The 26,612-nt window shown below is 47.7% G+C and carries 20 protein-coding genes; 5 read left to right on the forward strand and 15 right to left on the reverse strand.

Annotated elements, in window-relative coordinates; all coding sequences use genetic code 11:
• Positions 1–27 precede the first annotated feature (27 nt).
• Positions 28–672, forward strand: a complete 645-nt coding sequence (locus ACO05E_RS11555; protein ID WP_419813087.1) for a glutathione S-transferase family protein — start codon at positions 28–30, stop codon at positions 670–672.
• Positions 673–687: 15 nt separating this feature from the next.
• Here ACO05E_RS11555 and ACO05E_RS11560 read toward each other — a convergent pair whose 3' ends face one another.
• The 8 genes from ACO05E_RS11560 to ACO05E_RS11595 form a co-directional block, all read right to left on the reverse strand.
• Complete coding sequence (locus tag ACO05E_RS11560) at positions 688–1,701, reverse strand: endonuclease (protein WP_419813088.1); 1,014 nt, start codon at positions 1,699–1,701, stop codon at positions 688–690.
• A gap of 11 nt (positions 1,702–1,712) precedes the next feature.
• On the reverse strand, positions 1,713–2,333 hold the full coding sequence (gene udk / locus ACO05E_RS11565; protein WP_419813089.1) for a uridine kinase: 621 nt from the start codon (positions 2,331–2,333) through the stop codon (positions 1,713–1,715).
• A gap of 70 nt (positions 2,334–2,403) precedes the next feature.
• Entirely contained in the window at positions 2,404–3,654 is a 1,251-nt protein-coding gene (locus ACO05E_RS11570) for a NupC/NupG family nucleoside CNT transporter (protein WP_419813090.1), read from the reverse strand.
• Positions 3,655–3,710: 56 nt separating this feature from the next.
• Entirely contained in the window at positions 3,711–5,786 is a 2,076-nt protein-coding gene (locus ACO05E_RS11575; RefSeq protein WP_419813091.1) for a bifunctional metallophosphatase/5'-nucleotidase, read from the reverse strand.
• Between the two features lie 112 nt (positions 5,787–5,898).
• On the reverse strand, positions 5,899–8,805 hold the full coding sequence (locus ACO05E_RS11580; RefSeq protein WP_419813092.1) for an ExeM/NucH family extracellular endonuclease: 2,907 nt from the start codon (positions 8,803–8,805) through the stop codon (positions 5,899–5,901).
• Positions 8,806–8,838: 33 nt separating this feature from the next.
• The gene (locus ACO05E_RS11585; RefSeq protein WP_419813093.1) at positions 8,839–9,963 is read right to left on the reverse strand and encodes a hypothetical protein; all 1,125 of its coding nucleotides are present in this window, start codon (positions 9,961–9,963) and stop codon (positions 8,839–8,841) included.
• A gap of 313 nt (positions 9,964–10,276) precedes the next feature.
• On the reverse strand, positions 10,277–11,371 hold the full coding sequence (locus tag ACO05E_RS11590; RefSeq protein ID WP_419813094.1) for a purine nucleoside permease: 1,095 nt from the start codon (positions 11,369–11,371) through the stop codon (positions 10,277–10,279).
• Positions 11,372–11,584: 213 nt separating this feature from the next.
• A complete protein-coding gene (locus tag ACO05E_RS11595; RefSeq protein WP_419813095.1) occupies positions 11,585–12,805 on the reverse strand; it encodes an adenosine deaminase in 1,221 nt (406 codons plus the stop codon).
• Between the two features lie 387 nt (positions 12,806–13,192).
• On the opposite strand from ACO05E_RS11595, the gene ACO05E_RS11600 reads away from it, so the two are divergent.
• Positions 13,193–14,032, forward strand: coding sequence for a 2OG-Fe(II) oxygenase family protein (locus ACO05E_RS11600; RefSeq protein ID WP_419813096.1), 840 nt, complete (start codon positions 13,193–13,195; stop codon positions 14,030–14,032).
• Positions 14,033–14,093: 61 nt separating this feature from the next.
• Here the strand turns inward: ACO05E_RS11600 and ACO05E_RS11605 are convergent, their stop codons facing one another.
• Entirely contained in the window at positions 14,094–14,987 is an 894-nt protein-coding gene (locus ACO05E_RS11605) for a LysR family transcriptional regulator (RefSeq protein ID WP_419813097.1), read from the reverse strand.
• A gap of 94 nt (positions 14,988–15,081) precedes the next feature.
• Here ACO05E_RS11605 and ACO05E_RS11610 point away from each other — a divergent pair, with 94 nt between their 5' ends.
• A complete protein-coding gene (locus ACO05E_RS11610; protein ID WP_419813098.1) occupies positions 15,082–16,422 on the forward strand; it encodes an aldehyde dehydrogenase family protein in 1,341 nt (446 codons plus the stop codon).
• A gap of 18 nt (positions 16,423–16,440) precedes the next feature.
• Positions 16,441–17,208, forward strand: coding sequence for an oxidoreductase (locus tag ACO05E_RS11615; protein ID WP_419813099.1), 768 nt, complete (start codon positions 16,441–16,443; stop codon positions 17,206–17,208).
• Positions 17,209–17,310: 102 nt separating this feature from the next.
• On the opposite strand, the gene ACO05E_RS11620 is transcribed toward ACO05E_RS11615, so the two are convergent.
• The 4 genes from ACO05E_RS11620 to ACO05E_RS11635 form a co-directional block, all read right to left on the reverse strand.
• Entirely contained in the window at positions 17,311–18,831 is a 1,521-nt protein-coding gene (locus ACO05E_RS11620) for a hypothetical protein (protein WP_419813100.1), read from the reverse strand.
• A gap of 276 nt (positions 18,832–19,107) precedes the next feature.
• Complete coding sequence (gene katG, locus ACO05E_RS11625; protein WP_419813101.1) at positions 19,108–21,306, reverse strand: catalase/peroxidase HPI; 2,199 nt, start codon at positions 21,304–21,306, stop codon at positions 19,108–19,110.
• Positions 21,307–21,449: 143 nt separating this feature from the next.
• Positions 21,450–22,346 (reverse strand): helix-turn-helix domain-containing protein, encoded by an 897-nt coding sequence (locus ACO05E_RS11630; RefSeq protein ID WP_419813102.1) that lies wholly within the window; start codon positions 22,344–22,346, stop codon positions 21,450–21,452.
• A gap of 188 nt (positions 22,347–22,534) precedes the next feature.
• Complete coding sequence (locus ACO05E_RS11635) at positions 22,535–23,617, reverse strand: AraC family transcriptional regulator ligand-binding domain-containing protein (protein ID WP_419813103.1); 1,083 nt, start codon at positions 23,615–23,617, stop codon at positions 22,535–22,537.
• Positions 23,618–23,736: 119 nt separating this feature from the next.
• On the opposite strand from ACO05E_RS11635, the gene ACO05E_RS11640 reads away from it, so the two are divergent.
• Entirely contained in the window at positions 23,737–25,296 is a 1,560-nt protein-coding gene (locus tag ACO05E_RS11640; protein WP_419813104.1) for a flavin-containing monooxygenase, read from the forward strand.
• On the opposite strand, the gene ACO05E_RS11645 is transcribed toward ACO05E_RS11640, so the two are convergent.
• Together ACO05E_RS11645 and ACO05E_RS11650 are read right to left on the reverse strand one after the other, a co-directional pair.
• A complete protein-coding gene (locus ACO05E_RS11645) occupies positions 25,256–26,125 on the reverse strand; it encodes a formylglycine-generating enzyme family protein (protein ID WP_419813105.1) in 870 nt (289 codons plus the stop codon). The two genes, ACO05E_RS11640 and ACO05E_RS11645, sit on opposite strands and share 41 nt — an antisense overlap.
• A gap of 4 nt (positions 26,126–26,129) precedes the next feature.
• The gene (locus ACO05E_RS11650; protein ID WP_419813106.1) at positions 26,130–26,564 is read right to left on the reverse strand and encodes a hypothetical protein; all 435 of its coding nucleotides are present in this window, start codon (positions 26,562–26,564) and stop codon (positions 26,130–26,132) included.
• Positions 26,565–26,612: the final 48 nt, after the last annotated feature.

Raw genomic sequence — 26,612 nt, forward strand, 5'->3', positions numbered from 1 at the left:
TTCTGATAGTCAATTTTAAGGATCAGTATGGAACTCTTTTCGCTGCCCGTCAGTACTTACAGTGCCAAAGTGCGTATCGCGTTGGGGCTGAAAAACATCGACTGTATTATTTCACCGCCTCCGGGTGGTTACAGCACATCTGAATATATGCAGCTGGTACCACTGGGCACCATTCCGGCGTTGCGGGTAGAGGAGCAGTATTTCTCAGAGTCGGATGTGATTATGGAGTTCCTGGAAGATGCTTATCCGCAGACATCTTTATTGGGGGATGATCATTTGCAGCGTGCGCAGCATCGTTTTCTGGCGCGTTATCACGACTTATGGCTGGAGCCACATCTGCGTCGTACTTTTGCTCATGTTGACCCGGCTGGTCGTAACCAAGCGGAACTGGATGAGCATCTGAATAAATTTGAAGAACGCCTGCAAAAGCTGGAAGAGTTATTCACCGCCCAACCGTTTATGACCGGAGAAACGCTTGGTTATGCCGATTGTGCCTATCCCGGCACCATTGAGCTGGCGGATATTCTACTGCCGGTATTCGGCCGCAAACTAACCCTCGGCCCGAATATGACTCGCTGGCGCGCAGCAGCATTAGCCAATCCAGTGGTGAAGGCGGTTACCGATGAAAGTCGTCAGGCAACGCTGGATTGGATGAATAGCGGCGGCGGTTAAGTCACTCTCCCCAAATTACTGGCCCCAAATCACATTGACCCATTGAGGGTTATCTACAAATGGGTTGCGATTGCCTTGGTAAGCAAACGCAGCCTGATTTCGATCACGCTCTTTTTGGCTCACCGGGTCGAGCTGGTGCCACGCTTTTAGCAGGTTGAGGTGCCAGCTATCAAATACTTGGTTGGCGGTGCCATTTAATACGTTATCGGCTGTGCCGTTACCCTGCCAGTTAGCGATACGGTTTTCATAACGTGTAGCAATATAAAAATAGGCGCGCGCAAGATCACCTTTAAATTCGTCAATCGGTTCAAATACGGTGCCGTTAAACTGAGCACTTGCTTCATTACCCAACTTCGAGCCATTGCGTGATGTCCAGCTGGCTGAACTAACATTGCCATAAGGATGATTGCTGCGACGACTATTAACAAAGCCGTCAGTGGCAAACAGGTGATGAACATCGGAACGCATTGGATAATCACGGTCAAACCAGCTTTGTGGGAAAGCATGCTCGCGATTATAACAATCGTTCTCTGAATTAAAGTTACCGCATTGGTCGGATGCAATAACGTAATGATAAGGGTCAGCTGCGGTTGGATTTTCGGAGTAAATATCCAATATAGAACCGTCATTTTCAAAATATAAATCACGATCGTTGGCGTTAAAAAATACCCAGTTATAGCCACGATCAATATGACCCAGGCTAATAATGCGACTTAAAGCAGTTTTGAGGCTGTAGCCTGTTTCGCCAATAGCATCGGCATAATAGGTTGCCTGGTTGATGCTGTCCGGTTCGGCAGGTGTAGGCTCCGACGGTTTTGGCTGCGAAGGTGTTGGTTGTGAAGGTGTGGTAGAGCTGTTGCCGTTGTCCACCGCAACGTCTGGATTATCAGAGTCAGAGCCCGAGTTATCAGATCCTGGCGATGTTGTCTCAATATTGCCATCTGAGGAGCTAGAGTTGCCTCCGCCTCCTCCACCACAAGCGCTGAGCGTGAGCACAGCCAGACTTAGTAGTAATAATTGTATATTCATAATGTTGATCACTAAACCATCGACTTCAATTTGGTTTCAATCAGGTCGATGGCAATTTTATTTTTGCCACCCCGAGGCACGATGATATCGGCATATTCCATCGTTGGGCGAATAAAATTGTGATAACCCGGGCGCACGGTACGTTCGTATTGCTCAAAAATAGATTCCAATGTGCGATTACGTTCTACCAGGTCACGCTGAATGCGGCGCATTAAACAAATATCGAGCGGGGCATCCACAAAGATTTTTAAGTCCATTGTGTTGCGCAATTGTTCGTGGGTAAACAGCATGATGCCTTCTACCACGATAATCGGTGTGGGTTTTATGATATTTTTTTCTTCGCCACGGGTATGAATCGTAAAATCATAGCTGGGGGCTTCGATGGTTTCACCACGCTTTAGCATTTCCAGGTGGTTTTGTAATAAATCATGATCTGTTGAGAGTGGGTGGTCGTAGTTAGTTAACTCCCGCTCCTCAATACTCAGGTGTGACTGATCATGATAATAGCTGTCTTCACAAATCAGTTGAATCTGCTCGCTGGGTAGACATTCCTGAATGGTCTTTGCCAATAAAGTTTTGCCCGATGCAGATGCGCCAGCAATACCGACCAAAAGGGGAGATTTAGACGACATAAGGAGTACTACCACTCAAAATATAAAAAGGAATTAACTGAAAAATAGCAGTTTAGCGTACGCTGGCAGCTTAAAGGCTGCCCAAGTTAAAAAACATGCCTGCAATGGTAGCGCTCATTAGGTTTGCTAATGTACCCGCAGCAACCGCTTTAAGACCCAGGCGCGCAATTTCCTGACGGCGATTAGGAGCCATGGTACCCAAGCCACCTAATAGAATAGCGATAGAAGACAGGTTGGCAAAACCGCACAATGCGAAGGTAGCAATGACTTGGCTACTCGGTGATAACGTCTCACGAATATTAATGAATTCACTGTACGCCACAAATTCATTCAAAATCAGTTTTTGACCAATTAATGAGCCAACGGCAGAAATTTCAGTGGAAGGTACACCAATTACCCAAGCCAGTGGTGAGAAAAGGTAGCCTAAAATTTCCTGGATGGTGAGACCCTCCGCACCAAACCAGGCAGCGATACCACCCAGCATTCCGTTTAATAACGCAATTAAACTGATGAATGCGATTAACATACCACCAATATTTGCTGCTAATTTTAAGCCATCTGCAGCGCCTGTTGCTGCGGCATCAATCGCGTTTGCCGGTTTGTCATGAGCAGCAACGTCTTCAACCTCTCCGGCATGGGCTGTTTTTTCGGTCTCAGGGATAATAATTTTAGCCATTAGGATACCGCCTGGAGCAGACATAAAGCTGGCGGCAATCAGGTATTTTAGTTCTACTCCCATCGCGGTATAACCTGCCATCACCGAACCTGCGATCGAAGCTAAACCACCCACCATTACGGCAAATAATTCGGAGCGTGTCATGCGTGAAATATAAGGGCGGACGACCAGCGGTGCTTCGGTTTGACCAACAAAAATATTGGATGTTGCGGATAAAGACTCCGCCGGGCTTGTGCCTAATAACTTTTGCAAACCGCCACCTAATATACGTACCACCATTTGCATGATGCCGTAGTGGTATAACACAGCGACTAAGGCAGAGAAAAACACCACAATCGGTAATACTTTAAAGGCAAATACAAAACCATTGCCGGGAAAAACTTCGTGCATTTTGTTGGTGGCTAAGCCTCCAAACATAAAGACCATGCCATCTTCGGCATAGCCAATAACGCTGGATACCGCCGATGTTACAGAGTTAAGTACCGCTTGCCCGGTGGGAATGTACAGCACCAGTGCTGCAAAAAATACCTGAGTGCCGAGTGCTAAAGCGACTAATTTAAAGTTGACAGACTTCTTTTTTTCCGACAGGGCAAATGCCAGGCCCAGCAGAACCAATATTCCAATAACGCTTATAACCAGGCTCATAGGGTGCTCCGAGGATGTTTAACTGAAAAGGGATTAAGTTAGGTGTTTGCGCACCATTATTCCGTCGTGTTTTTACGCTTGATGTATACCAAAGGATAAGGCAATGGGCGTAACGATGTACGCACCTGACTAATAAAATCAATCACGGCTTGTGCGTCGGTATCACAACGAATATCAGCCGCTTTACAATTTAAAGCGGTGACTTGATATTGAGTTTTTAACTTATCACCATGACGCACAACACGACTAACCGGAAAGGCGCTGAGTGTATCGTTTACATAGGCTAAATCAACCCGGTCTGTGCGCTTTTTTTGTGCATGGTATAACACGCTCCAGCCATCATTACCGCTGGCATTGTAAGCCGACATCACGACATTATAGCGGATGTTGTCTTGCAAGGGTTGCCAAATAGGTTGCTCTAGCGAACCGATATTACGTTCTAATTGAGTAATACTTCCGCGAAGGCCGGGCTGAGTTTCAATAAAGGTGTAACGTAAATGGCCACTGTAAGGAAATTTTCCGGCGTGACTGCCTTCGGCGAGTGTTGCGTTAATAACACTTTCTAACAAATCAGTAATTTCCGCTTTGCTAAGTGGCACAATGGATAATGCGTTGGCAAATGGCAACAGTTCTAAACGAATATGTCCTTCCCGCAGTTTTCCTTGGTTGATATGGGTTCTGACACCGCCTGCACCTAACAAAGCAAAATCGGGTTTTAAACCAGACACCGCAATAACCTCGGGTTTTGAAGCCCAATAATAGAATCCTTCGCCTACCAATTGCGCAACCGCTGAGCCATGTATGGGATGGGTGCCTTTTTCTCCTGGTCGGCGGCCATGTTGTAGGGTATCGGGAACGTATGCGATGGGTTGGCCGTAGGCGCGATCAACGGTGGGTTTATAGTGGGCATTAATATATTGGCGCAGCTCAACATGTTCTGCCGTAATGTCGATGGCATCACGCGATTCGATAAAACGTTTTATTTGACGAGCTTTCTCGTCGCTTACTCGGTGTTTAGCAGTGCGGTGCTGATTAATTCGCTTAGTGTGCGAATAAAAATCATCGTTACTCAATAACATGTTACCGCCTTGGCACTGGTGCAACTCACCGTTGTGGTTAAAGCTGACCTGTAAACGCCCTATGGCTTGCGCATAAGCACCCGCTTGTACAATACAGGTGTAGGATGTTTGGTTCGGATTAATAATGTGTTGTGCGTAACTCCCTTCATTCTGCAGCCCAAGGTCAACAAAGTCGCCCAGCAATGTATGGGAGTGGCCGCCAACAATCACATCAATGCCGTTCACTTGAGCGGCGAGTTGTTTATCTTGTGAGGTACCAATATGAGTAAGGGCAATAACCTTATTAACCCCTTGTTGGTGTAACTGATCAACGGTGGCTTGTGCCGATTCCGTCATATCAAAAAATTCAACGTTACCGGTTGCAGTGGAAATATCGGGCATGTTATCCAAGGCTATGCCGATCACCGCAACAATGTTGTTATTACTTAAAAAAGGACTGCGTTGCTGAATATCTTTGGCAGATAAACGTGTTTTTTGATTGCCTTTAAATTCAAAGAGTACATATGGCAAGAGGTTAGTTTGATCTTTTAAATCAGAGTCTTTGCTGATGTCGATGTTGGCAGCAACAACAGGAAAATTAATGGTATTTAAAAATTCGTTTAGATGGGCATTACTTAAATCAAATTCATGATTGCCTAATGCCATCGCATCTAAGCCGAGCTGACTTAAAATATCGGCGTTAGCGCGACCTTCATTTAACTTAAAGTAGGCGCTGCCTTGCCAGGCATCACCGCCATGTAAAAACAACATGCTTTGATTATTGTTACGGGCAGATTGTTTGTATTCTTCGGCTTTGGTTAATAATCGTGGGTGGCCGCCAAATTCATTAAATATGGTTTCTTCCTGCATTAAAAAGCTGGAAGGTAATGGATCAAAACTCGAATGTGTGTCGTTAATATGGGCAATTGTTAGTTCAAAAGCGGGGCTTTTTTCGGTGCTCTTGCTTTCTTTGATGTTCTTATTTTCTTCGGCATTCTTAATAGTACTACAACCATATAACCCGGCGCTGAGTATCAAACTTACGCTAAGAATCAATGTGTTACTTTTTTTCATGTGTGTGTCCATTAAGGCAACTTCATTAAAGCAAGAAAGGAATAACCGCTAAAAAAGGAAAGGGGCCGAAGCCCCTTAATACGAGCCTGCAAGCAGGCTCTCGCGCTTAATATCACGCTTTGACTTGACGACGACCCAGCAGCAGACCGGCCAGTACCAGCGTCCACCAAGTCATATGACCGCCACCACCAGAACCATCGTATTCTGGGGTTACGATTTGTGGGGTGTTGCTGTCGGTGCCAGATACGAACGCTTCGAAAGTCACTGCAGAATCTGCAACCACTTCACCGTTACGTAACGTACGTTGAGCGATCTCGTAACGGCCATTTTCTAAGCCATTTACTTCCACCATAACCGACTGCGCACCATCTTGAGATAACGCTGGCGAAGCAATGCTAACCCCGGTCATATCCTGATGATCGCGTGGCGTTACTGACATTTGGATTTCATCACCGGATAACGCTTCTGCATTGGCCACATATGGCACTTCAATACGGCTGCTATTGATCACAAAGCGACGTGGATCGCTGCCCGCTTCCAGATACTTATAACCCAGCGCCATGATCACCGGATCGTGGTCGGAAGTACGGTAGTGAGTCAGCTCTAGATTGCCACCGGCATCACGGTGGAACTTCAGCGGATCATTACCCTTGTTCGGGCTGAGCCTGCCAGTGCTGGTGCTACGGCGTTGCTCGGTGTAGTCGAACAGCGGGGATTCGATGCTGTTGGTGTTCCAGTCGATGGCATCTTTGACACGGTCTTCCAGGCTTGGTGATACCAGAATGTGATCCAGCGAACCTAAGGTATCGTTAAACGAGAAGCTGAAGCTGGTGCGTTTGTTCTGCTCATCTTGCTTTTTCACTGCGCTGATGTAACCAAAACCCTGGGTTAACTCTACACCACGGTTGCCATTAGCAAACTGCGGACGGTTACCAATAAAGGTGTTGCCTGCGGTACGAACGGTTTTACCCGCTGGGATTTCGGTTAATACCAGCATCGGTTCTTCAAGGGCGTAAGAGTTCAGGTCGCCCAGAATGATTTTATCGCCCGGGTAGTCATTCATCTCTTGAGCTAAGTGCAACGATGTCGCGCTACGGAAATGCTCACACTGACCCTGGAAGTCGTTATCAACCACTTGGTAGTCGGCGTCTTCACCTTCTTTGGCCGTGTTTTCCCAATCGTCGATACAGTTAGAACCTTTCGACTTAAAGTGGTTAACCGCAACCGTTAATAGTTTACCGGTGTTATTTACCACAAAGGTTGCCACCACAGTGTTGCGCTGACGCGCGCTACCGCTACTTAACAAACGACCTGCGTTGTCAGTCAGAACTTCTCCGGTGTCTTCGTCAACAATGTTTTCGGCTTGCTGGCTTGGCATCTCGATGATATCCACCGACTTTAAGCTCACGCGGCTTGGACGATAAATCAGGGCATTGGTAATTACATCGGTGCCAATGGTGTCTAATTCATTAATCTCGAAGTTGCCATCGGTATCAAAACCCACCATGTTGTAGCGGTTGGTTACCGAATCGTCACGATTACGGCCACTGTAGTCGATACGGAAATAACGTTGGTTAATGTCATCAACAATTTGTGCCAGAGCTCCATCGCGAGAGAAACCGTTGTTTTCAACTTCCATCAAACCAATGATGTCGGCATCTAAGCGATACAGAGATTCGGTCAGCTTGGCGCGTTGGCGCTCAAATTCAACTTCTGAAGCCGCACCACGGTTGTTACCAAAGCTATTGCGGTCACCGTCGAATGGCGAGTTGAAGTAGTTCAGCACGTTGGCAGAAGCCACCTTTAACTCAAACTCATCGCTTTCCAGTGTGACGTTTAACTGAGGTTCATCGGTACGGCCAATATTCTGAATGAAGTTGGCTGACGTAACATTTTGGGTCGGGGTAATGCGATATTCGTCATCGCTGAAGCTGATTCGGCCTATCAGGCCCACGACACTGTCGTTAACCAGAACCGGGTTAGCATTAGGGTTGTCATTAAAGTCAGGGAAGTATGGTATTTCGCCATCGGGAGCAGGAGAAGCACTTTCCAACACTAAACGACGAGTATTGTTTTGTCTGTTTTGCTCAGCAGATGCTGCACTTCCAGCAGCATGCGCCTGGTTTGGATGCAGATTGACGCGTTCGTAACTCAGGTCGATATTGTTGCGGAAAGAAGAAAAGTTGAAACCAAAAGAGCGCGTTACACGCATATTTTGTTCGCCATCAACTAACGGGTTAATGTCGCGAGGCAGTTCAACTGTTTGACCAACATAGCGAGCCAGAGTTTTTTCAAAGTCCAGAATACCGTTTGTTGGGCCGCAATCAGTAATATCGTCTGCACAGTCATAATCGCTTGCTTCAATCAGCAGCTGGGATACGGTTGGCGTTGGTGTAGGAGTAGTACAACCGCCACCGGCGTTGTATACACCTAAACCATCAAAAGTGTTTGATGCCAGTTCGGTCCACTCAGCTGAGTCATAAGAGGCTTTCTGACATACATCAGAGTTACGACGTAAGGTTTGATCTGCAAATGGGTCGCCATCAGCGCTTGCAACATTCATTGCGACAGCGTCCAGCGGGCTGCCCTGTGTTCCGATGTAGACGATATCATCGCCGTTGAAGTTCAAGGCGTTGAAGCGAACATCATCGAAACTGCCAGAGAAGCGAACATGGGTTGTTTTTGTCGCAGCTGCGGCGTTTGCCGTTGCTGCTGTATCAATCCCCTGATCCTGAGAGGGGTTAATAATAACCGCTGTTTCACCAGGATTTAGAGTTAAGCCCTGCAGTACATCGTCGCCAGCTGCGTTTTGTATAAGATTGTTGAAGCTGGAGTAGTAAAGAGAGTAAGAGCCGTCGAAGGTGTAGGCTTCATCACCGATATTGGCAATTTCAATGGCTCTATTGTTGCCTGAGCCTTCAACATACTCTGAAATAATAATGTCATTGATATCTGCTTGAGCAGGCAGTGCAGTCACACCCGCCGCGAGCAGAATCGCTGTTGTTAATGTGTTACGCATAAGAGTGAATCCTGTAAATAGAAGAAGACTGAATCAGAAGAAAACAGTAATTCGTGAATAACCACTCTGAGGTGCTTCACCTGGACTTGCTTCAATGGCTAATTCGGTATTGGAATTCAGGCGGTAACGCAGTGTCAGCGTTTGCCATTCACGACTGTCACCCCACTCATCGTATTGTTCCTGGTTACCAGTCCAGAATTCACTATCACGATCCCACTCATCGCGTTCTTCGTAGTTGGTTGAAGCGGATAGGGTTAAGCGGTCATTAACTTGATAGGTCACACCAAACTCGCCGCCTTGCCACTCGTTCTCTTCAAACTGGTTGAAACGATACAAGCGACCCTGGCGGTCTTCATCGGTGGTAAATAATTCCACCTGGGTCACGCCATCGGCTAAAAAGCGTTGTTGTGCCAGGTGGGTTTTTAAGGTGTAGGCATTCAGTTTGAAGGTCAGGCCTTCCACCGGAGTCAGACGCGCCCCAATGGTGTATAAACGGCCTTTACCGAAGCGTGAGTCACCTTCTGAGCCGGTACGTGTTTCTGCGCCTAAACGTACACCCACTAAATCATACTCAAGGCCCACATAGCCGTTCCAGGTATCACCCAAGGCTTCGCCGGCTTCTGATTCTGCCTTGTAGCTAAATGAGGTGGCAGCGAGCAACGGGCCGTAAGTGACTTCGTATTTGATGGTTTGATCCTGGTCTTGAGCGGTTGGCAGTTCTGCCATGGTTTCTACCGCGGTCTGGCCATAACGATCTACGTCATCCAGTGCTGAGTTCATCAAACCCACCGAAATGGCATGATGTTCGTTGAAGCGATGGCCTACAAACGCTTTATCAAATTGCAGCTCAACCTCGCCACTACCACCAGGGAAGTTCAGGCGATCGTAGTCCAGCTCCAGTTGCCAGAAGGTTTGTTGTACGGTGCCTTTTAAACCCACTGTTGCCCGTGTGTCATCAATTACTGACTGATCGTCGTAAAAGTTACGATAAACCTTTTCAGTACCGACAAAAGCGGCGGGTGCAATGCGGCCATACATTTCAACCTGGATATTGCTGGTTGGATCAGCAAATAACTCCACAGAAAGTGCCGGAGCAGAGGTAAGTGCACCAATGGCCAGAGTCATCAGTCCACGTCCTCCAGAAAGGTATTGCTTCATGGATATATAGCTCCTGAATTTTAAAAATTAGAGTGAGTGAATGACCCCCTTTCATCGCCCACTTCGTATAAGGTTCTATACAAATGGGCGATATTTGACCTCCACTCATAAAAAAGTCGGGGAAAGATAAACGAATAAATTCATTTGTCTATGGCTAATCTGATTGAATAATCAAACAATAAAAAATTTGTAACAAAGTCGGCTTTTTTATTCTCTTAGGCTATTTGTCCGAATAATAAATCGCCGCCTTAGCTAAGTTTTTTGATTAATTTATTAATTAAGATAAGTGAGTAATATCACAATTTATTTAATCTCATTTTTCATAAGGAAGGTGGTCACGATAGTGGTGCCAATTCTTCGCTAAGGTATCCACTACCTTACTGCCAACACGCCAGGCATTCTCTAATGCTAACTCCATGCCCGCGTAGGTATGGCCTTCTGAGTTCAGTAGATTTTCGGCCGCCGTCATGCCTGGAGCCGGTACGGTAAAGTTACTCGCGGTGCGTACTACCATCAGGCGTTGGTAATCGGCTTTACCAGCTCGGTCAAGATAAAATAGCGATTGTGCGGTTCCGGTATCTTCCATTGCTGAGGAGACAAATTTGCCTTGCCCTTCGCTCCAGTAGTCCACGTATTCATTCGCCCACTGGTTAAACTGTTCACCGTGCCAAAACGTCATGGCTGCCATGTGGTCACCTTTCATGACCACAGGTTTTGTTTGTGCGTTGGGGTATTGGGTGTATAGCTTTCTTTCTTCAGCAATCACCGCATCATCGGCTAATTCAACCTGTTTAGTCAGTTGATAAGCCCAGTTCGTCAGTTGGTCATTGAGCTGAAAGACTTCCCCTTGATTCGGTGGGCGTTTTTCAGGGTAGGGACCTGCGGAAAAGAGTGGGAAGAACCCGGTTTTCCAGTCGCTTGGTATTTCGCGGGCATCAATCTCGTGGCCAAGGTCGCCATCAACCAGCCATTCTGCCCAAGCGGCTGAACCAATGGGGGCGTCGTTAGGGTCAAAGCCTGAAATACCCGCCACCAACCAGTAAGCATTGGTTAAATCAAATCGTGGGTCGAGGCCCAGTGCCATAATGGCCGATGACGAACGGTTGGTGCCCATTCCGGTAATCATGCCTAATACGCCTGACTCAGGATTTAAGTACAGATCCGCATGGGATTGTGGGAATGCAAAACGCTGATTCAGTTGATGGCGTTCTTTCCAGCGTTGAAATTCGCCCGCTTTATCACCACTGACCTCACCCAGTTCGAACATGGTGACCACTACCACTTTTACTTCGATAGGTGTCTGTATTTCGGAGGCTTGGCTTTTCGGGTTTGCTGTATCCGTAGGCGAGTTGCAGCCCGTTAGCAGCAATAAGGTGGCTGTGATACAGCAGAGTGCAGTTTTAATCATAAGAGTTCTCTAAACACAGTTGATATTGTTGACAGGTAAACCTATAAGAAACTGGGCGCACAGAATTGAATGCTTTAAGGCCTTGTGCTTTGAAGGCGGTTTCAAATTGATCCAGTCGTGATGCAACATCCGTTGTTTGCTTGCCTCTTCTATAAAGGCGTAACGCACCGAGTTAGTAAGCAACAAACGGATTTCCTGCCACGATAAATTGAATTATTTAACGGCAACAAAATACTCATCGGTCATGTTGGAATCCCACATACCACGATCATCCGTTGTCAGGGTGACGGGAATGCCAAAGCGTAAATACTCAGGGAAAGGATGCTGTTGGTAGCTGTCGACATAACCCAGCATGAAGTTGCTGATTAAATTGATTTCAATCAGATGGTTGCTGTTACGCATTAACAGCATGGTGTCGGGGTCTGAAATCAGATTGATACCATGACCAATTCGGTTGGCCCCAAGCAGTAAGGTGTCGCGTACATTGCGGCTTGGTTTATCTTGCTCACCTGCATGAATCGACATCGGCAGGGTAGGAATTTCGCGGCGCAAGGTGCGTAACGTATCGAGAAAACGCAGTGGATAACCCGTATCAATATCTTCGGAGCCCACCATATTCAGGCCCACAAATAAGTCGCGGTTTTTATCCACAAAACGGTAAATCCATTCCAGGTCTTGCTCGGCATTGTCGATAAAACGCAGTAAGTAATATTGCATACCGACTGTAACGCCAGTCGCCAGAGCATCGGGCTGTTGTAACCGAGTTCGATAAAAATCAGCGACTTCGTCGGCGCTATAAAGACTGCCGTCTTTACGTTTATAAAAGCGGGTGCCTTCCATGGTTTCTAAATACACCAAACCCTCGGCGGCAAACGCTTTCATATTGCGATACAACATTTCGGCATTGATGTACGGGTTGGCCCCTAAGTCATTCAGACGTTGCCAGTGGGAATAAAAAAATTCGTTGCGCCCTTCGTTAACCGAGTCCAATCGTAGGCTGTTTTTCCAGGCTTGAACAGTGTGTGCAGGTAACTCTGATAGCGCTGTGTACTCCGATTGTTCACAACGACTTAATGCTGAGTACGTGGATTGCTGGATATTGCGGAACATTAAAAAATACGCTGAGTTCACCGCTGTGGTGGTGGCGTAATCAACACAGTTATTAATGCGTGTACGGGTGTAATAGCGGTAGCCGCCGTTGAGCTGTTCATTGGTGGCTAATTCAAACCACCAATCTACAAAGTTTGATCCGGTGAGGTGATTATGCAAATCGCCACCTTTCGGCATGGCGTACAAAAACTGATACAACTGCTCGTCAGTTGCTGTGTGTTTAAATGCTTCAAACCAATCTGTTTTCATCGCATGACTGTGTAGCGAGATACTCAGCATACACATCAGTGCTAAGCGATATAAACGGATAAAACGTATTGGCATAAACCAAGACCTGCCTAAAAAACGGCCGATAGCTTCAGCAAGTGGTATGCCAAAAATTGAATCATTGATCAGAATGAATAGTTTGGCTACAAGCTATAAAAAAGGGCCATAGCGCGTTGCACAAGGGGTCTCCTGTCTACTTGGTTAACTTTAATAAGTGAGGAAATTTCGGTTTTATACGATGTTTGGAAGTAAGAGAATAAACCAATAGAGAGGTATTTGGGTTAAGAAATCGTGCCCACTTTGGGCAATTATGGTGCATATAACGTTATTTCTTGCGCTATGTCAGGTCAGTACGGTGCTGTGGTGCTCATTTTAATTGCCACTCAAATAGATTGCTGTAAGCTACGCGCCCCCATCCATTCAGTGCTTACTAGGTACCTTTCCATGCAACTTGAAGCTGTTGATTACACCGCCCCCGATGCGGCGAAACAATTTACCGAATCGCTGCGTAATACTGGGTTTGGTGTATTAAAAAATCACCCCATTAAGCAAGAAACGGTGATGGCAATTTACCAGCATTGGCAGGCATTTTTTGAGAGTGATGACAAACACAACTATCAATTTAAGGTGGATACTCAGGATGGCTTCTTTCCGCGTTCTGTTTCGGAAGTGGCGAAAGGATTCTCGGTAAAAGACATCAAGGAATACTTTCATTATTACCCTTGGGGCCAATGTCCGGATGCTCTTAAGGCTGAGTTGCAAGCATATTATGACCAGACATTATCACTGGCATCGGAACTCTTGTCGTGGGTAGAAAAATACAGCCCGGCCGAGGTTTCCGCGAACTACTCACAACCACTTTCAGAAATGATCAAGGGTAGCGAAAAAACCTTATTGCGGGTCTTGCATTATCCGGCATTTGACGGAGACGAAGAGCCAGGGGCTATTCGTGCTGCCGCGCATGAAGACATTAACTTGCTAACAGTGTTACCTGCTGCCAACGAACCTGGCTTACAAGTTCAGCAACAAAACGGCGAGTGGATGGATGTGCCGTGTGACTTTGGCACATTAATTGTGAATATCGGCGATATGCTGCAAGAGGCATCAGGTGGCTATTATCCTTCGACCACGCACCGAGTAATTAATCCATCGGGAGAGCGTCAAGAACATGCTCGCATTTCGTTGCCGCTGTTTTTGCATCCAGCTCCAGATACCGTGCTATCAGAACGTTATACGGCAGGTGGTTATTTAACGGAGCGCCTAAAAGAACTGGGCGTAATGTAACCGGGCAGGGCAAATTGATAATATGACTCGCTGGCGCGCTGGATTGGATGAATAGCGGCGGTTAATTTGAGCTTACTTCTATAAGCTGTTGCCGCAACCACTGGTGCAGCGGGTCTTGTGACGAACGCTGATGCCAGACGGCAATCACATCAAATCCGGGGATATCAACATCCAGGGAGATTGCCGTTAATTCCGGGTCGGGTAATAGCCGTGCCGGAATAAAACCACATAAATCGGTGGCCGCAATGGCGGCCTTTGCCGCGGTAAACGTCGGCACTGATAACAGCACACTGCGCGGATGCCCCTGCTGTTCGAACCACTGCTGCGCTGCACCACTGAAATCCCCCCGTGATGGCGATACCACCAACTGCGGAATCCGGGCGATTTCGGCGACTGTCATATAAGGCCGGATTAAGCGGTTGGTGCGCGAGGCAACACACACATACTGCTCCTGATATAAGGTGGTTGCCGGATAGCTGGGCGGCGCAAATTGTGGGTTGGTAATCACCAGATCAATGTCACCATTGAGTAAATCGGCGGCAATCTGATCCAGATTCAGAGTTTTTACCGCCAGTTTAAGCTGCGGCGCCTGCGCCCGTAATTGCTGTAATAAACCGGGCAAAATGGCCTTTTGTTCCAGGTCGGTACAGCTGATGGTAAAGGTACGGTTAACGGTTGCCGGATCAAATATCGGGGGTTCGGTCAGCTGCTCCAGCGCATTAAATACATTGGCGATTTTGGGCTGTAGAGATTCGGCATAAGGCGTGGGTGCCAGGCCATTACCACGGCGAATAAACAGACGATCATCGAAGCGCTGGCGCAGCTTTTTTAACTGATCACTCACCGCCTGTTGTGAGATACCAAGTTGATCGGCCACCCGCGAGACATTCTGCTCCTGTAATAACAAATGCAGGGTACGCAGCTGGCGCAAATCGAGTGAGTTGAGGGCGCTCATTTGTATCTCTTACAGGCAACACTTGTTTCTGATTGTACTGCATCTTTGGTAATTTTCCGGCCTTTCTTAACGTCAGAGCAAATGAGTAGCTGCAATGAATCACTATCTGGAATCCGTTAACCCATTGAATGGTGACATTGTTGGCCGCGTTGCCACCACCTCAGAGCAACAGCTGCAACAAGTGGTCAGTAATGCCCGTCAGGCGCAGACTGAGTGGGCGCAACAAAGCCTGCAACAACGGGTCGAAATTCTCACTCAAGCGTATCAGCAGCTGGAGCCTCAGCATCCGGAGTTGACCCGTTTAATCAGCCTGGAAATGGGTAAAGATCAGCGTCGTGCTCATTACGAAGCCGGTGGTGCTATTGCTAATGCACCTTATATGGCACGCGAAGCGGCTGAGGCCTTTGAGCCTAAACAAATTGCCGTCAGCAGTCAGATTCAATATCAGCCGCTGGGTGTGGTTGGCTTAATTTCGCCGTGGAATTATCCCCTGGCGATGGCCAATAACTTATTAATTCCGGCGTTAATTGCTGGTAACAGCGTGGTATTAAAACCGTCTGAAAATACTCCTTTGGTAGCCGATTTATTTGTTAAAACCCTGCAGCAATATTTACCTGAAAACCTGTTGCAGATTGTTCATGGTGCTGGTGACGTTGGCCGGGCATTGGTGCAGGCCGATATTAATATGATTGCCTTTACCGGATCAGTGGCTGCCGGGCGTGACATTATGGCGAATGCTGCCAGCGGTCTGAAACGTCTGGTGATGGAGCTGGGCGGTAACGATCCGATGATTGTGATGGCGGGAGCGGATATTAATGCCGCGGCGCGCTTTGCGGTTGCCAGTTCGTTCGAAAATGCCGGACAAATGTGTACCTCCACCGAGCGTATTTATGTGGATCATCGGGTAGCCGATGAGTTTCGCCAGCGAGTCGTGCAGCTTGCCACACAATACCGTGCTGGTGGCTGGAATGAATTGGGTGTCAACATTGGCCCATTAGTCAACGCCACACAGCATCAGAAAGTATTGCAGCAGTTGCAGGATGCGAAAGATAAAGGCGCTGAATTTTTATTGGGCGATGCGCATTATCCGCTGCCCTTTATTCAGCCAACGGTGGTGGATGGTTTAACTGCTGATATGCAGTTAGAACAACTGGAAACCTTTGGCCCGGTGGTGGCGATGGCAAGTGTTAATTCGATGGAAGAAGCGATTCGCCGTGCCAACGATTCTGACTATGGCTTAGGTGCTGTGGTATTTGGTGGTGCCGGTGCCGCCGATGTGGCGAATCAATTACAGGCAGGCATGGTATCGGTTAATGGTGGCGTAGGCGGCCCGGGCGACAGCCCTTGGGTTGGTGCCAAGCACAGTGGTTTTGGCTATCACGGTTCGGCAGAAGGGCACCGCCAGTTCACTCAGATTCGTGTGATGAATTATTAAGATTAAAGGTAACGCAACATGAACGAAGATTTTTATGTGGTTGCCCGTGAACCGGGTGCTGAAAATCCCAGTTTACCCACCTGGGCTTGTCGTGCAGAAAACCCGCTGCGATTGGATGAACACTATGACATCAGCCAGATTCAGCGGCGTGAGATTCACGATGTACCGGGCGCGTATCAATTATTAAATGTGCTGTCGCACCAGGAAACGCAACGCTTTATTGAAGCAACCGAAGCGCTGGGATATTTAAAAGATGCCGCGGTGTCATTGCCGCGGGAAATTCGCCATAACGACAATGTCACCTGGGTGACGGATGAAACCACCGATCAGATTATCTGGCAGCGGGTTGCTCATTTAGCGAGCCAAAAACTGGATATTTTTCACGGTAAAAAACCGTTAGGTATTAATGCCCGATTTCGTTTTTATCGGTATCAGCACGGTGATTATTTTCAGTTTCATACTGATGGCAACTGGCCGGGTTCACGGGTGAAAAATAATGAGTTAATTACTAATGCCTATCCCGACCGCTACAGCCAGATGACGTTTTTAATCTTGCTAAGCGAGGATTTTGAAGGCGGGGCAACACGTTTTCTGGTGAATGCCGATGATCCGGCAAAGCCGGCCCGGCGTGGTGATAATATTCAGGAAATGGATGTGCGTACACCCGCAGGCAGCGTATTGTGCTTTCCTCACGGCATGCATCCATTACATTGTGTGCACAGCTCAGAAACAATTCGCAGCGGAGTGAAATATATTATCCGCACCGATATGCTGTTTGAGCTTTAACAGGCACTGGCTTTATCTGACGATCACTGCCCTTGCCGGGCAGTGATCGTTTTTAATTAAAAGTCAGCAATTAAAAGTCAGCAATTAATCAAAAACCCTTAATTAAAAACCAACAGTAAAACCAGTCAGGCCGCTGATCTGACGTAATGACCCTGCCTGACCAGGAGTAATCTGATACACCAGCCCGGTTAAATCCGCTTGTGACGAGCGGGTGGTCAGCAATAACTTGCCAGCAACCGGAAACGCTTCGGCATCAATCAGATCAACCCCGGCCGGTAATGTGCCATACACCAGCGGTGACGACAGATTGCTTTCTTTCACTTCAGCAATCACCGTTTGGTTATTTCGCTGTTGCATATAAAGCGGACGATTCAGGAACGGAGAGGTGGAATTTAAGGAGGTGTCGATCCAACGGGCGTCATCATAACGAACCACTGTGTCGTCGGTAGCAATATACAGGGTATATTGCACATCATCCGTGCTTGGGTAACGCAGTGACACGCTCACCAGTGCCCCCCTTCCGGTGGATGACATACCAAAGCTGCTGCTGTTAGTGTCATTCGTGTCGTAATCCGCTTCCGTTAATAGACGGAATGCTACGCTGTCACCGCGTTCATCTGCTTGTAAAAAGCGACGAATTTCAGGATTGTTATTATCGTCCGAAGAAATAATCGAGCCATTTTCCAGCACGGCAATATCGACACTGCCGGATAAATTAAGCGTTGAAAATTCCATCACATCGCTGCGGCCAATATCATGACGGTAATAATCGGAACCGATGGATAAATAGGCACGATCATTGGTAACGACAACTTCCTTCTGCTCATCCGCCACCAGAAAACGGTTGCCCGGATTACCTGCTGCCAAATTAGCCACACTGGCATCGTAATATTCATCACCCAAACGAATCAGGCTGCGGTCGGTGTTATAGAAAGACCAAACCTGTACTGTTTCTGTATTCGCATCATAACCAGCACCGGTATTCAAAGTGACACCCTGTGAGAGCAGGTTATCGTAATAGCGCAGCTCGGTTCCGCCAGAAGACGCTTCCCGTACCAGATAACCGGCAACCTGATGTGCTCCTCGAAAGACTGTATCCACCTCTGTAGCGGTGAACAGGGCGGCATTGGCAACAGCAATTGGTGCGTCATCCGCTGTCATGCTGCTATCAACGTAAAAGATCAGGTTATCATCGCTGCTGTTACATTCCCGATCCGCTCCAGGCTGACTGAAGAATAGGCGCGGCTGCGAGCCATTTTCCTGAGGGATCACATCACAGAAAGAATCCTGGCTGAGGTTTTCCAGTGATGAAATCACTTTGGGGGTGTTGCTGTCTGAGGTCAGCGCGACCAGCTGACCATCTTTCACCGTAAACAAGGCAGCCAGTTGCGGTGTGCCATTGGCAGAGAGCTTGGATGGTGTCAGGAAGAAGGGGGCACCCTCAACAACAACTTCAGCTTGCTGCGTTTTCGTACTGACGGAAGCAATGTTGAGATCGTTATTAATGACATAACTGAACTGCTCGGGAGCCGGGGTAGTGCCACCGTTGCCGGAACCACCGCCACCACCACAGGCAGCCAGGAATAACGCCGATGATAAGGCGCATAAAGTAAATAATCGCATGAGAACATAGCCTATTCAGAAATTCTAAATGACTCTTCTGGTATCTAAGTCCCTTTAATCCATATGAGTACGAACTAACCGCTGCATCATAGCGGAAAAACGATGTAAAACTAATGACATATTCGCATAACTGGTATGCGAATGATAAATAGTTCGGTAAGCGGTGCTTTTGATGTTTTTGTTACTTTCTAGTGCGCCTTTTATCAAGAAATCTCCTGACCTAATTCGGGCAAAGTGAGTCAGGAGATTGTATCAATAAAAGGAAGTTGATTGGGTTTAGGCTAAATCAAACCGATCTGCATTCATAACCTTGACCCAGGCTTTCACAAAGTCGGCAACAAACTTCTCTTTATTGTCATCCTGGGCATACACCTCAGCGTAAGCGCGCAGAATTGAGTTTGAGCCAAAGACCAGATCCACCCGGGTTGCAGTCCATTTGGTAGTACCGGAATCGCGTTCCACAATGTTGTAGGAATTACGACCAGTTGGCTCCCAGCGGTATGACATATCAGTTAAGTTAACGAAGAAGTCGTTGCTTAAGGCACCGACGTTATCAGTGAACACGCCATGCTGGCTGCCGCCGTGGTTGGTGCCTAACACCCGCATGCCACCAACCAGAGCGGTCATTTCAGGTGCAGTCAGACCCAGTAACTGAGCACGATCCAGCAACATTTCTTCCGGCATCACAGCATAGTGCTCTTTCTGCCAGTTACGGAAACCATCATGAAGGGGTTCCAGCGGTGCAAACGATTCTGCGTCGGTTTGTTCGTCGCTGGCATCGCCACGGCCTGCTGCAAACGGCACTGAAATATCGACACCGGCGTCTTTGGCGGCTTGTTCAACGGCAGCGCTGCCACCCAGTACAATCAAATCGGCCAGACTGATGTCTTTACCGCAGCTGACCCGAATACCTTCCAATACGGCCAGTACTTTTTGCAGACGTTCAGGTTCGTTACCGATCCAGTCTTTTTGTGGTGCTAAACGAATACGTGCGCCATTGGCACCACCGCGGAAGTCAGAGCCACGGAAAGTCCGGGCGCTGTCCCAGGCAGTTGCCACCAGCTCTGATACGCTGACATCGGCCGCCAGAATCTGCGCTTTTAAATCACGAATGTCGGCCTCGCTGAGGTTGGTATTTCCTGCCGGTACCGGGTCTTGCCAGATCAGTTCTTCGCTTGGTACATCCGCACCTAAGTAGCGCGAAACCGGGCCCATGTCGCGGTGGGTTAATTTAAACCAGGCGCGGGCAAAGACGTCTTCAAAGTAGGCCTGATCATCACGGAAACGCTCTGAGATTTTGCGGTATTGTGGATCAATTTTTAACGCCATATCGGCATCGGTCATCACTGGCATGGTGCGGATGCTGGCATCCTCAACATCGACCGGCATATCGGCTTCAGCAATATTCACCGGTTGCCACTGCTGGGCACCAGCCGGGCTTTTGGTCAGCTCCCAGTCGTATTTAAACAGCAGATCAAAATAACCGTTATCCCACTGTGTCGGATTGGTTGTCCACGCACCTTCAACTCCACTGGTGACGGTGTCACGACCAATGCCGCGGGTTTTGTGGTTCATCCAGCCAAAACCTTGCTCTTCGATATCAGCACCTTCCGGCTCCGGGCCAAGAATGGAAGCATCACCATTACCATGGGCTTTACCTACCGTGTGTCCGCCAGCGGTGAGGGCAACGGTCTCTTCATCGTTCATGGCCATACGAGCGAAGGTGGTGCGCATATCCTGAGCGGTTTTTAATGGATCTGGGTTGCCATCTACGCCTTCCGGGTTCACATAAATTAAGCCCATCATTACCGCGGCTAACGGGTTTTCTAAGCCGTTTTCGCTGCGGTCTTCGCCAGCGTAGCGGCTGCCTTCGCCACCACTTTCCTGTAGCCAGTTTTTCTCTGAACCCCAGTAGGTGTCTTTTTCCGGGTGCCAGATATCTTCACGGCCACCGGCAAAACCAAAGGTTTTAAAGCCCATGGATTCATAGGCCATATTGCCTGCCAGAATCATCAGATCAGCCCAGGAAATGCTGTTGCCGTATTGCTTTTTGATGGGCCATAACAAACGACGGGCTTTATCCAGGTTACCGTTGTCGGGCCAGCTGTTGAGTGGCGCAAAACGCTGATTGCCAGTATTGGCACCACCACGGCCATCGGCTACCCGATAAGAACCAGCTGCGTGCCAGGCCATGCGAATAAACAAACCACCATAATGTCCCCAGTCGGCTGGCCACCAGTTCTGGCTATTCGTCATCAGCGCTTTCAGATCATTTTTCAACGCTTCCAGGTCGAGTTTTTTGAAGGCCTCAGCGTAGTTAAAATCTTCTCCGAGTGGATTCGTTTTACTGTCGTGCTGATGCAGAATGTCGAGATTGAGTGCGTTGGGCCACCAGGCGGTATTGCTGGTGGAAGAGGATGTGTTACTGCCGTGCATAACCGGGCATTGGCCCGCAGAATTACCGTGATTTTCCATAAGGTTATTCCTACAGAACTGCTGTGAATTAAGGGTCTCTTTAATCTTAGACAGATCGCGCAGAAACGCCGTTTGATTTTCTGAATAGATTCAATAGGCAGCCGTTATCGGTTTGCTTGTGGTGTAGGCTCTGTTACCAGGCCTTAATGGCGCTGGCGATACTCAGTTGGTGTCATACCAACTTTCTTTTTAAACAAACGGGCAAAATACTGGGGATATTCAAATCCCATCTGGTAGGCAATGGTTGCAACCGAATCGTTGGATGCCAGCAACCGGTCTTTGGCAATATCCATTAGCTTTAAATGGATATTTTCTTTAGCGGTTTTACCGGTTTCGGCTTTCAGTGAATCACTGAGATAACGGCTGGTCATATTCAGGGCCGTGGCAATCGTGTCAATTTCAGGAATGCCTTCATGGTTTTCCAGCAGTGTTTCAAATACCTGTTCAAAGCGTTCTACGGTTGCGGTGTTGTTTTCTTTGCGTAGCAAAAACTGGCGATGATAAAAACGATCGGCATACCGCAGAATGGTATCTACCTGAGATAAAATCAGCTCTTTGGTAAATTCGTCTCGGTTGTTCTGGGTCTCCGTTTCAATCGCGGATAACAATGCATTGATCTGATCTTCTTCATTAGGGGATAAATGCAAAGCTTCGTGTGTGGAGTAATCAAAAAACCGGTATTTACGCAGTCGATCTTTGATCGGGTGTCCCTGAATAAAGTCTTCATGAATGATCAGGCTGATGGCCGTTGAATCAATCTTTACCCCGCTTGAGTGCATCTCCTGACGCGGCGCAGTAAAGATCATGGTGCCGCTTGAGCAGTCGTATTGAGTTCGGCCGTAATAAATTTCTCCAGAGGTAATTTTTTTCAGAGAAATAACATAAAAATCATTACTCAGAGATATATCGCTCTGACACGTCAGCTCCTGATTAATCGCAGCACTGGAGATACGAATAACATCCAACAAAGGATGCTCAGGCAGCCGGATACCGAGGGCGCTATGGTGCTCTGCGATGGATGAAAAATGGAGCTTTTTCATAGGGTTCACTCATAAGGAATCTGAACAATGGCTAATACAACAGCATAACGCGTTATGTCGGAACTGACTCTTACTAAAAGAATTCATTAAATGACAAGTGCTGCTTATACAGCGTTAATGACAGGGCTTATGTTAGAAAACGGGGAAGAAATAAGCAGTGCACAAAACTGCGTAATGTGGATACAAAATCACTGTTTGGCTTTTGCTAAGGTGGTTAATAATTGCTTGCGATAAGCACTGGGCGTCAGGCCCTTCCAGCGTTTAAAGGCATGAGTGAAGTTGGCGCTGTTACTGTAGCCGAGACGCTCGGCGATAATTTCAATCGGCAAAGCCTGATTAAGAAAGGCTTCTGCTAATCCCAACCGTACCTTATCGCGTACCTGTCGCCAGCTACTGCCTTCATCATGAAGCTGGCGATGTAGCGTACGTGATGTTCGTGCCATCGCCGAAGCAACCTGATCCATACTCGCAGTAAGCCCCAGTGTTAAAATCTGATCGCGTACTTGCTGGCTGATCGGTTTTTGAGAAGACAGAGGTGGAGAAAAAGATGATGAAATCGAAGGTAACTGAGCGCTCTGTGTTTGATTCAGCAATTCACGGCATTGTTGTTCACACAATTTGGCGGTAATGGCGTTGGCTTTGGGCAGGGGAGCATCTAACAACGCGGTCAGCCCTGAAAAGGCAAAACGACCGGCATTAAAACGCCAGCTCACGCCAGCCTGCTGTAGCAGTTGCGCCTGTAATGACGATTTAAAATGAGTGGGTTCTGGCATATCCAGTTCCACCATAATCGGATTGTCGGGTGGCAGCTCTGGTAACAGTTCACGCATAATTACCAGCACGGCCCACATATCACGACTGGCTAACAATTTGCCGCTGTCACCCGGCAGATCACAACGAATTTCAATCCGTGCCTGCCCCTGATGTTCGATCAGTTCCAGTTTTGAAAAAATATAGGTCAATGCCAGATATTGCTGACCAAAGCGAATGGCGTTACGCAGTGTACTGCTGGACAGTAACGCATAACCAAAAATGCCATAGCTGGTAAGCTGATAACGCAGCCCCAGTTCCATACCTGTTTCATACGGTGCGCCGGTATAGCTCAGCAAGTTGTGAATAACCTGCAATTCCTGCTGCGCATCAATCTGACAGTCTTGTTGTAATTGCTCAGCACGGATCGCACTGTTGGCGATAATATCCTGTGGATCGAGACCAAGGCTGCTGGCGTAATCGCAGATGATTTGCACACTGTTAATGGATCGTTGGCCCATAGCTAGTCATCATAATGTCTGAAAATCACAAATTTAAGTCTGATTCTCTCATGGCGCAAGGGTGGTATCAGCCAGTATGCTGGTTACATCACAAACAATAAAAATAGTCAGGCGGCATTATGCATACAGCGCAGTTTCAAGATCAGGTGAACGCTATTAAAAACGGTAAGAGAAACCCATCAGTGATTGTGATTGGTGCCGGGATGACGGGCATCTTGATGGTAATCAAGCTGCGTCAAACGGGTATCACCAATATCACTATTTTAGAGAAAACCCATAACGTTGGTGGCACCTGGCGCGAGAATACTTACCCCGGTGTCGCCTGTGATGTACCGGCGCATATGTACACCTATTCGTTTGAGCCCAATCCGGGTTGGTCACACTTTTTTGCCGAAGGTGCTGAAATTCAGCAATATTTTGAACACGTTGCCAATAAATACCATGTTATGGAGCATGTGCGTTTTAACGAGGCGGTTACCGATGCGCGTTTTAAAGATGGAAAATGGCAGGTAACCACCAGCAAAGCAGCACAGTTAGAAGCGGACTTTTTAGTAGCCGCCACCGGCATTTTGCATCATCCGGCGTATCCGGATATCGCAGGGTTAGATTCATTTAAGGGTGAGATGTTTCATACTGCCCGCTGGAATCACGATGTTGAGATAGGCCCAACGACCCGGGTTGGCATTATTGGTACCGGTTCTACTGCCTCGCAATGTATTCCGGAGCTGGTAAAAACCGGTGCTCAGGTTAATGTTTTTCAGCGTACTCCTCAGTGGTTATTGCCATTACCGAACTTTGAAATTTCGGAAAAAATTAAACAACGCTTTATTAAATCGCCATTATTAACGGCCATGGCGAGAAAATTCAGCGTGGCTTTTTTAGAGCACTTTTTTACCAAAGCCGTCACGGGCCATAAAGTTCAGCGCTGGTTGCTTGAAACGGCTTGCAAGTTAAATTTACGACTCAGTATTAAAGACAAAATATTGCGACAGAAATTAACACCCAACTATCGGGTGGGTTGTAAACGGGTGGTGATTAATAAAACCTTTTATAACGGTATTCAACAACCTAATGCCCATTTAATCACCGACGGCATTGAGCGTATTACCGAAAAAGGCATTATTACCAAAGACGCTGATGGTAACGAGCAAGAACACGAATTGGATGTACTGGTGTTATCCACCGGCTTTAATCCATTTAATTTTATGCGACCGATGAATATGATTGGTCGCGAAGAACTGCATATCGACGATGCCTGGTCAGAGCGAATTAAAGCCTATCGTTCTTTGATGTTGCCAAATTATCCAAATTTTTTCCTGATGCTGGGCCCGAATACGCCGATTGGTAATTTTTCGGTGATTGCCATGAGTGAGGTGCAAACGGATTGGGTGATTAAACTGATGGATCGCTGGCGTAATCAGGAATACGACGAAGTGGAAGCGCCATGGCAATCGGTGGATAAATTTAATGCCTACGTGAAAGAAGGGCTCAAAGGCACCGCCTGGGTAGGCGGCTGCCAAAGCTGGTATCTGGATGCCGATGGTGATCCGATTTTATGGCCCTATACCTGGCAGCGCTGGGTCGATGAAATGGCCGAGCCTCAGATGGCTGACTTAACCACCCGCCAGCAGCAGATGATTAATGATCCGACTCCAGCGATGGCGACAGAAGCGGGGTAACAGAAAGCGGATTAACAGGAAGCGGGCTAACACAACGAATACCATTGGAGCCATACAAATCCGGATTACCGGTTTGGGGTTTGGCAAAGCGGTTGCTGACCCGTTGGGCCCAGGCTTCTTCATCCCAGGCACCGCCCTTAATCACTTTTAACTCGCCGGAGTCTGGGCCGGTGAGTTGTCCTTTGGCGTAATACTGCTGGTGAGCATTTGGGTGATACCAGTCCATCAACCATTCCGCCGTGCCACCCACCATATCGTATAAACCATACTGATTAGGCGCAAAGCTGTTACGAGGCCAGCTTAAGTCACGCCAACAACCATCGGTAACTGTATCGGGTTTGGTCGGATGCCCCGGGTCCATCACCGCCGTTTTACAGCTGGCGGGTTGTGTTCCCCAGGGGTGAGCATCTTCCGATCCTGCCCGGGCAGCGGCTTCCCATTCCACATCGTATGCCAGTCGTTTGCCACGCCATTGGCAATAATTTTGCGCCTGAAACCAGTTAATGCAGTTTTGTGGATAATTATCCCGCCCCGGCGCATCGTAGTTGCAGTAGTGGGTACGACGAAAATCGAAGGGTTTACTACAGGCGCCGGACTCAACACATTCGCGATATTCGGCAACGGAGGTTTCAGAACGATCTATGTAAAATGCACTAACACTGACCTGCACCGGGTGAATTCTGCCAGCACGACGAATGCCTTCGTCAATATCACATTCCGGGTCGCCGGGAGAGCATCCCAGCCAATAGGTTTGCGCCGGAATCAGGGCTTGTGGGATTTCAGCCAGTGCCGCAGCCGAGCTTAATAACAGTAAACCGTGCAAGATCATGTCATCACATCCAAACGCGCTGCTGTTTATTGTCAGGCCTCAGCCTTAATTCCGCAGCATTCTTAATATAGTTATCGTATGACACCGCTTTTAACGTTCCATATTGGATAAACTCATGCGAATTTAACAAGGGTTCCGTACGACGATCAGCTGGATTATTACTGTAGTTGCTGGTGTTGCTGTCGCCTTTGAGCAAGGTGTCGCCCGATACACTGACCAGTAAAGCACTAGCCAATAAAACACAGACGAACAGTACAGCAATCATAACAAGGAACAGGCCTGATTGTGGTTCGCTTTGTCGTTCCGGCTGTTGCGGGTTGTTAAACCTGTGCTGGTTTGATTGATGTTGGCTCAGTTGATGTTGATTCGGCTGGGCATAATATTCTTCACAGATTTCATTCTGACTGTTCATTGTTTCTCCCTCACGATAAATCGGCATTAATCCTGCTGATAATTATCTGGATATAGAGCGAAGCTCGTGTCAAGG

Source organism: Bacterioplanoides sp., from assembly GCF_965226395.1.
Lineage (GTDB): Bacteria > Pseudomonadota > Gammaproteobacteria > Pseudomonadales > Oceanobacteraceae > Bacterioplanoides.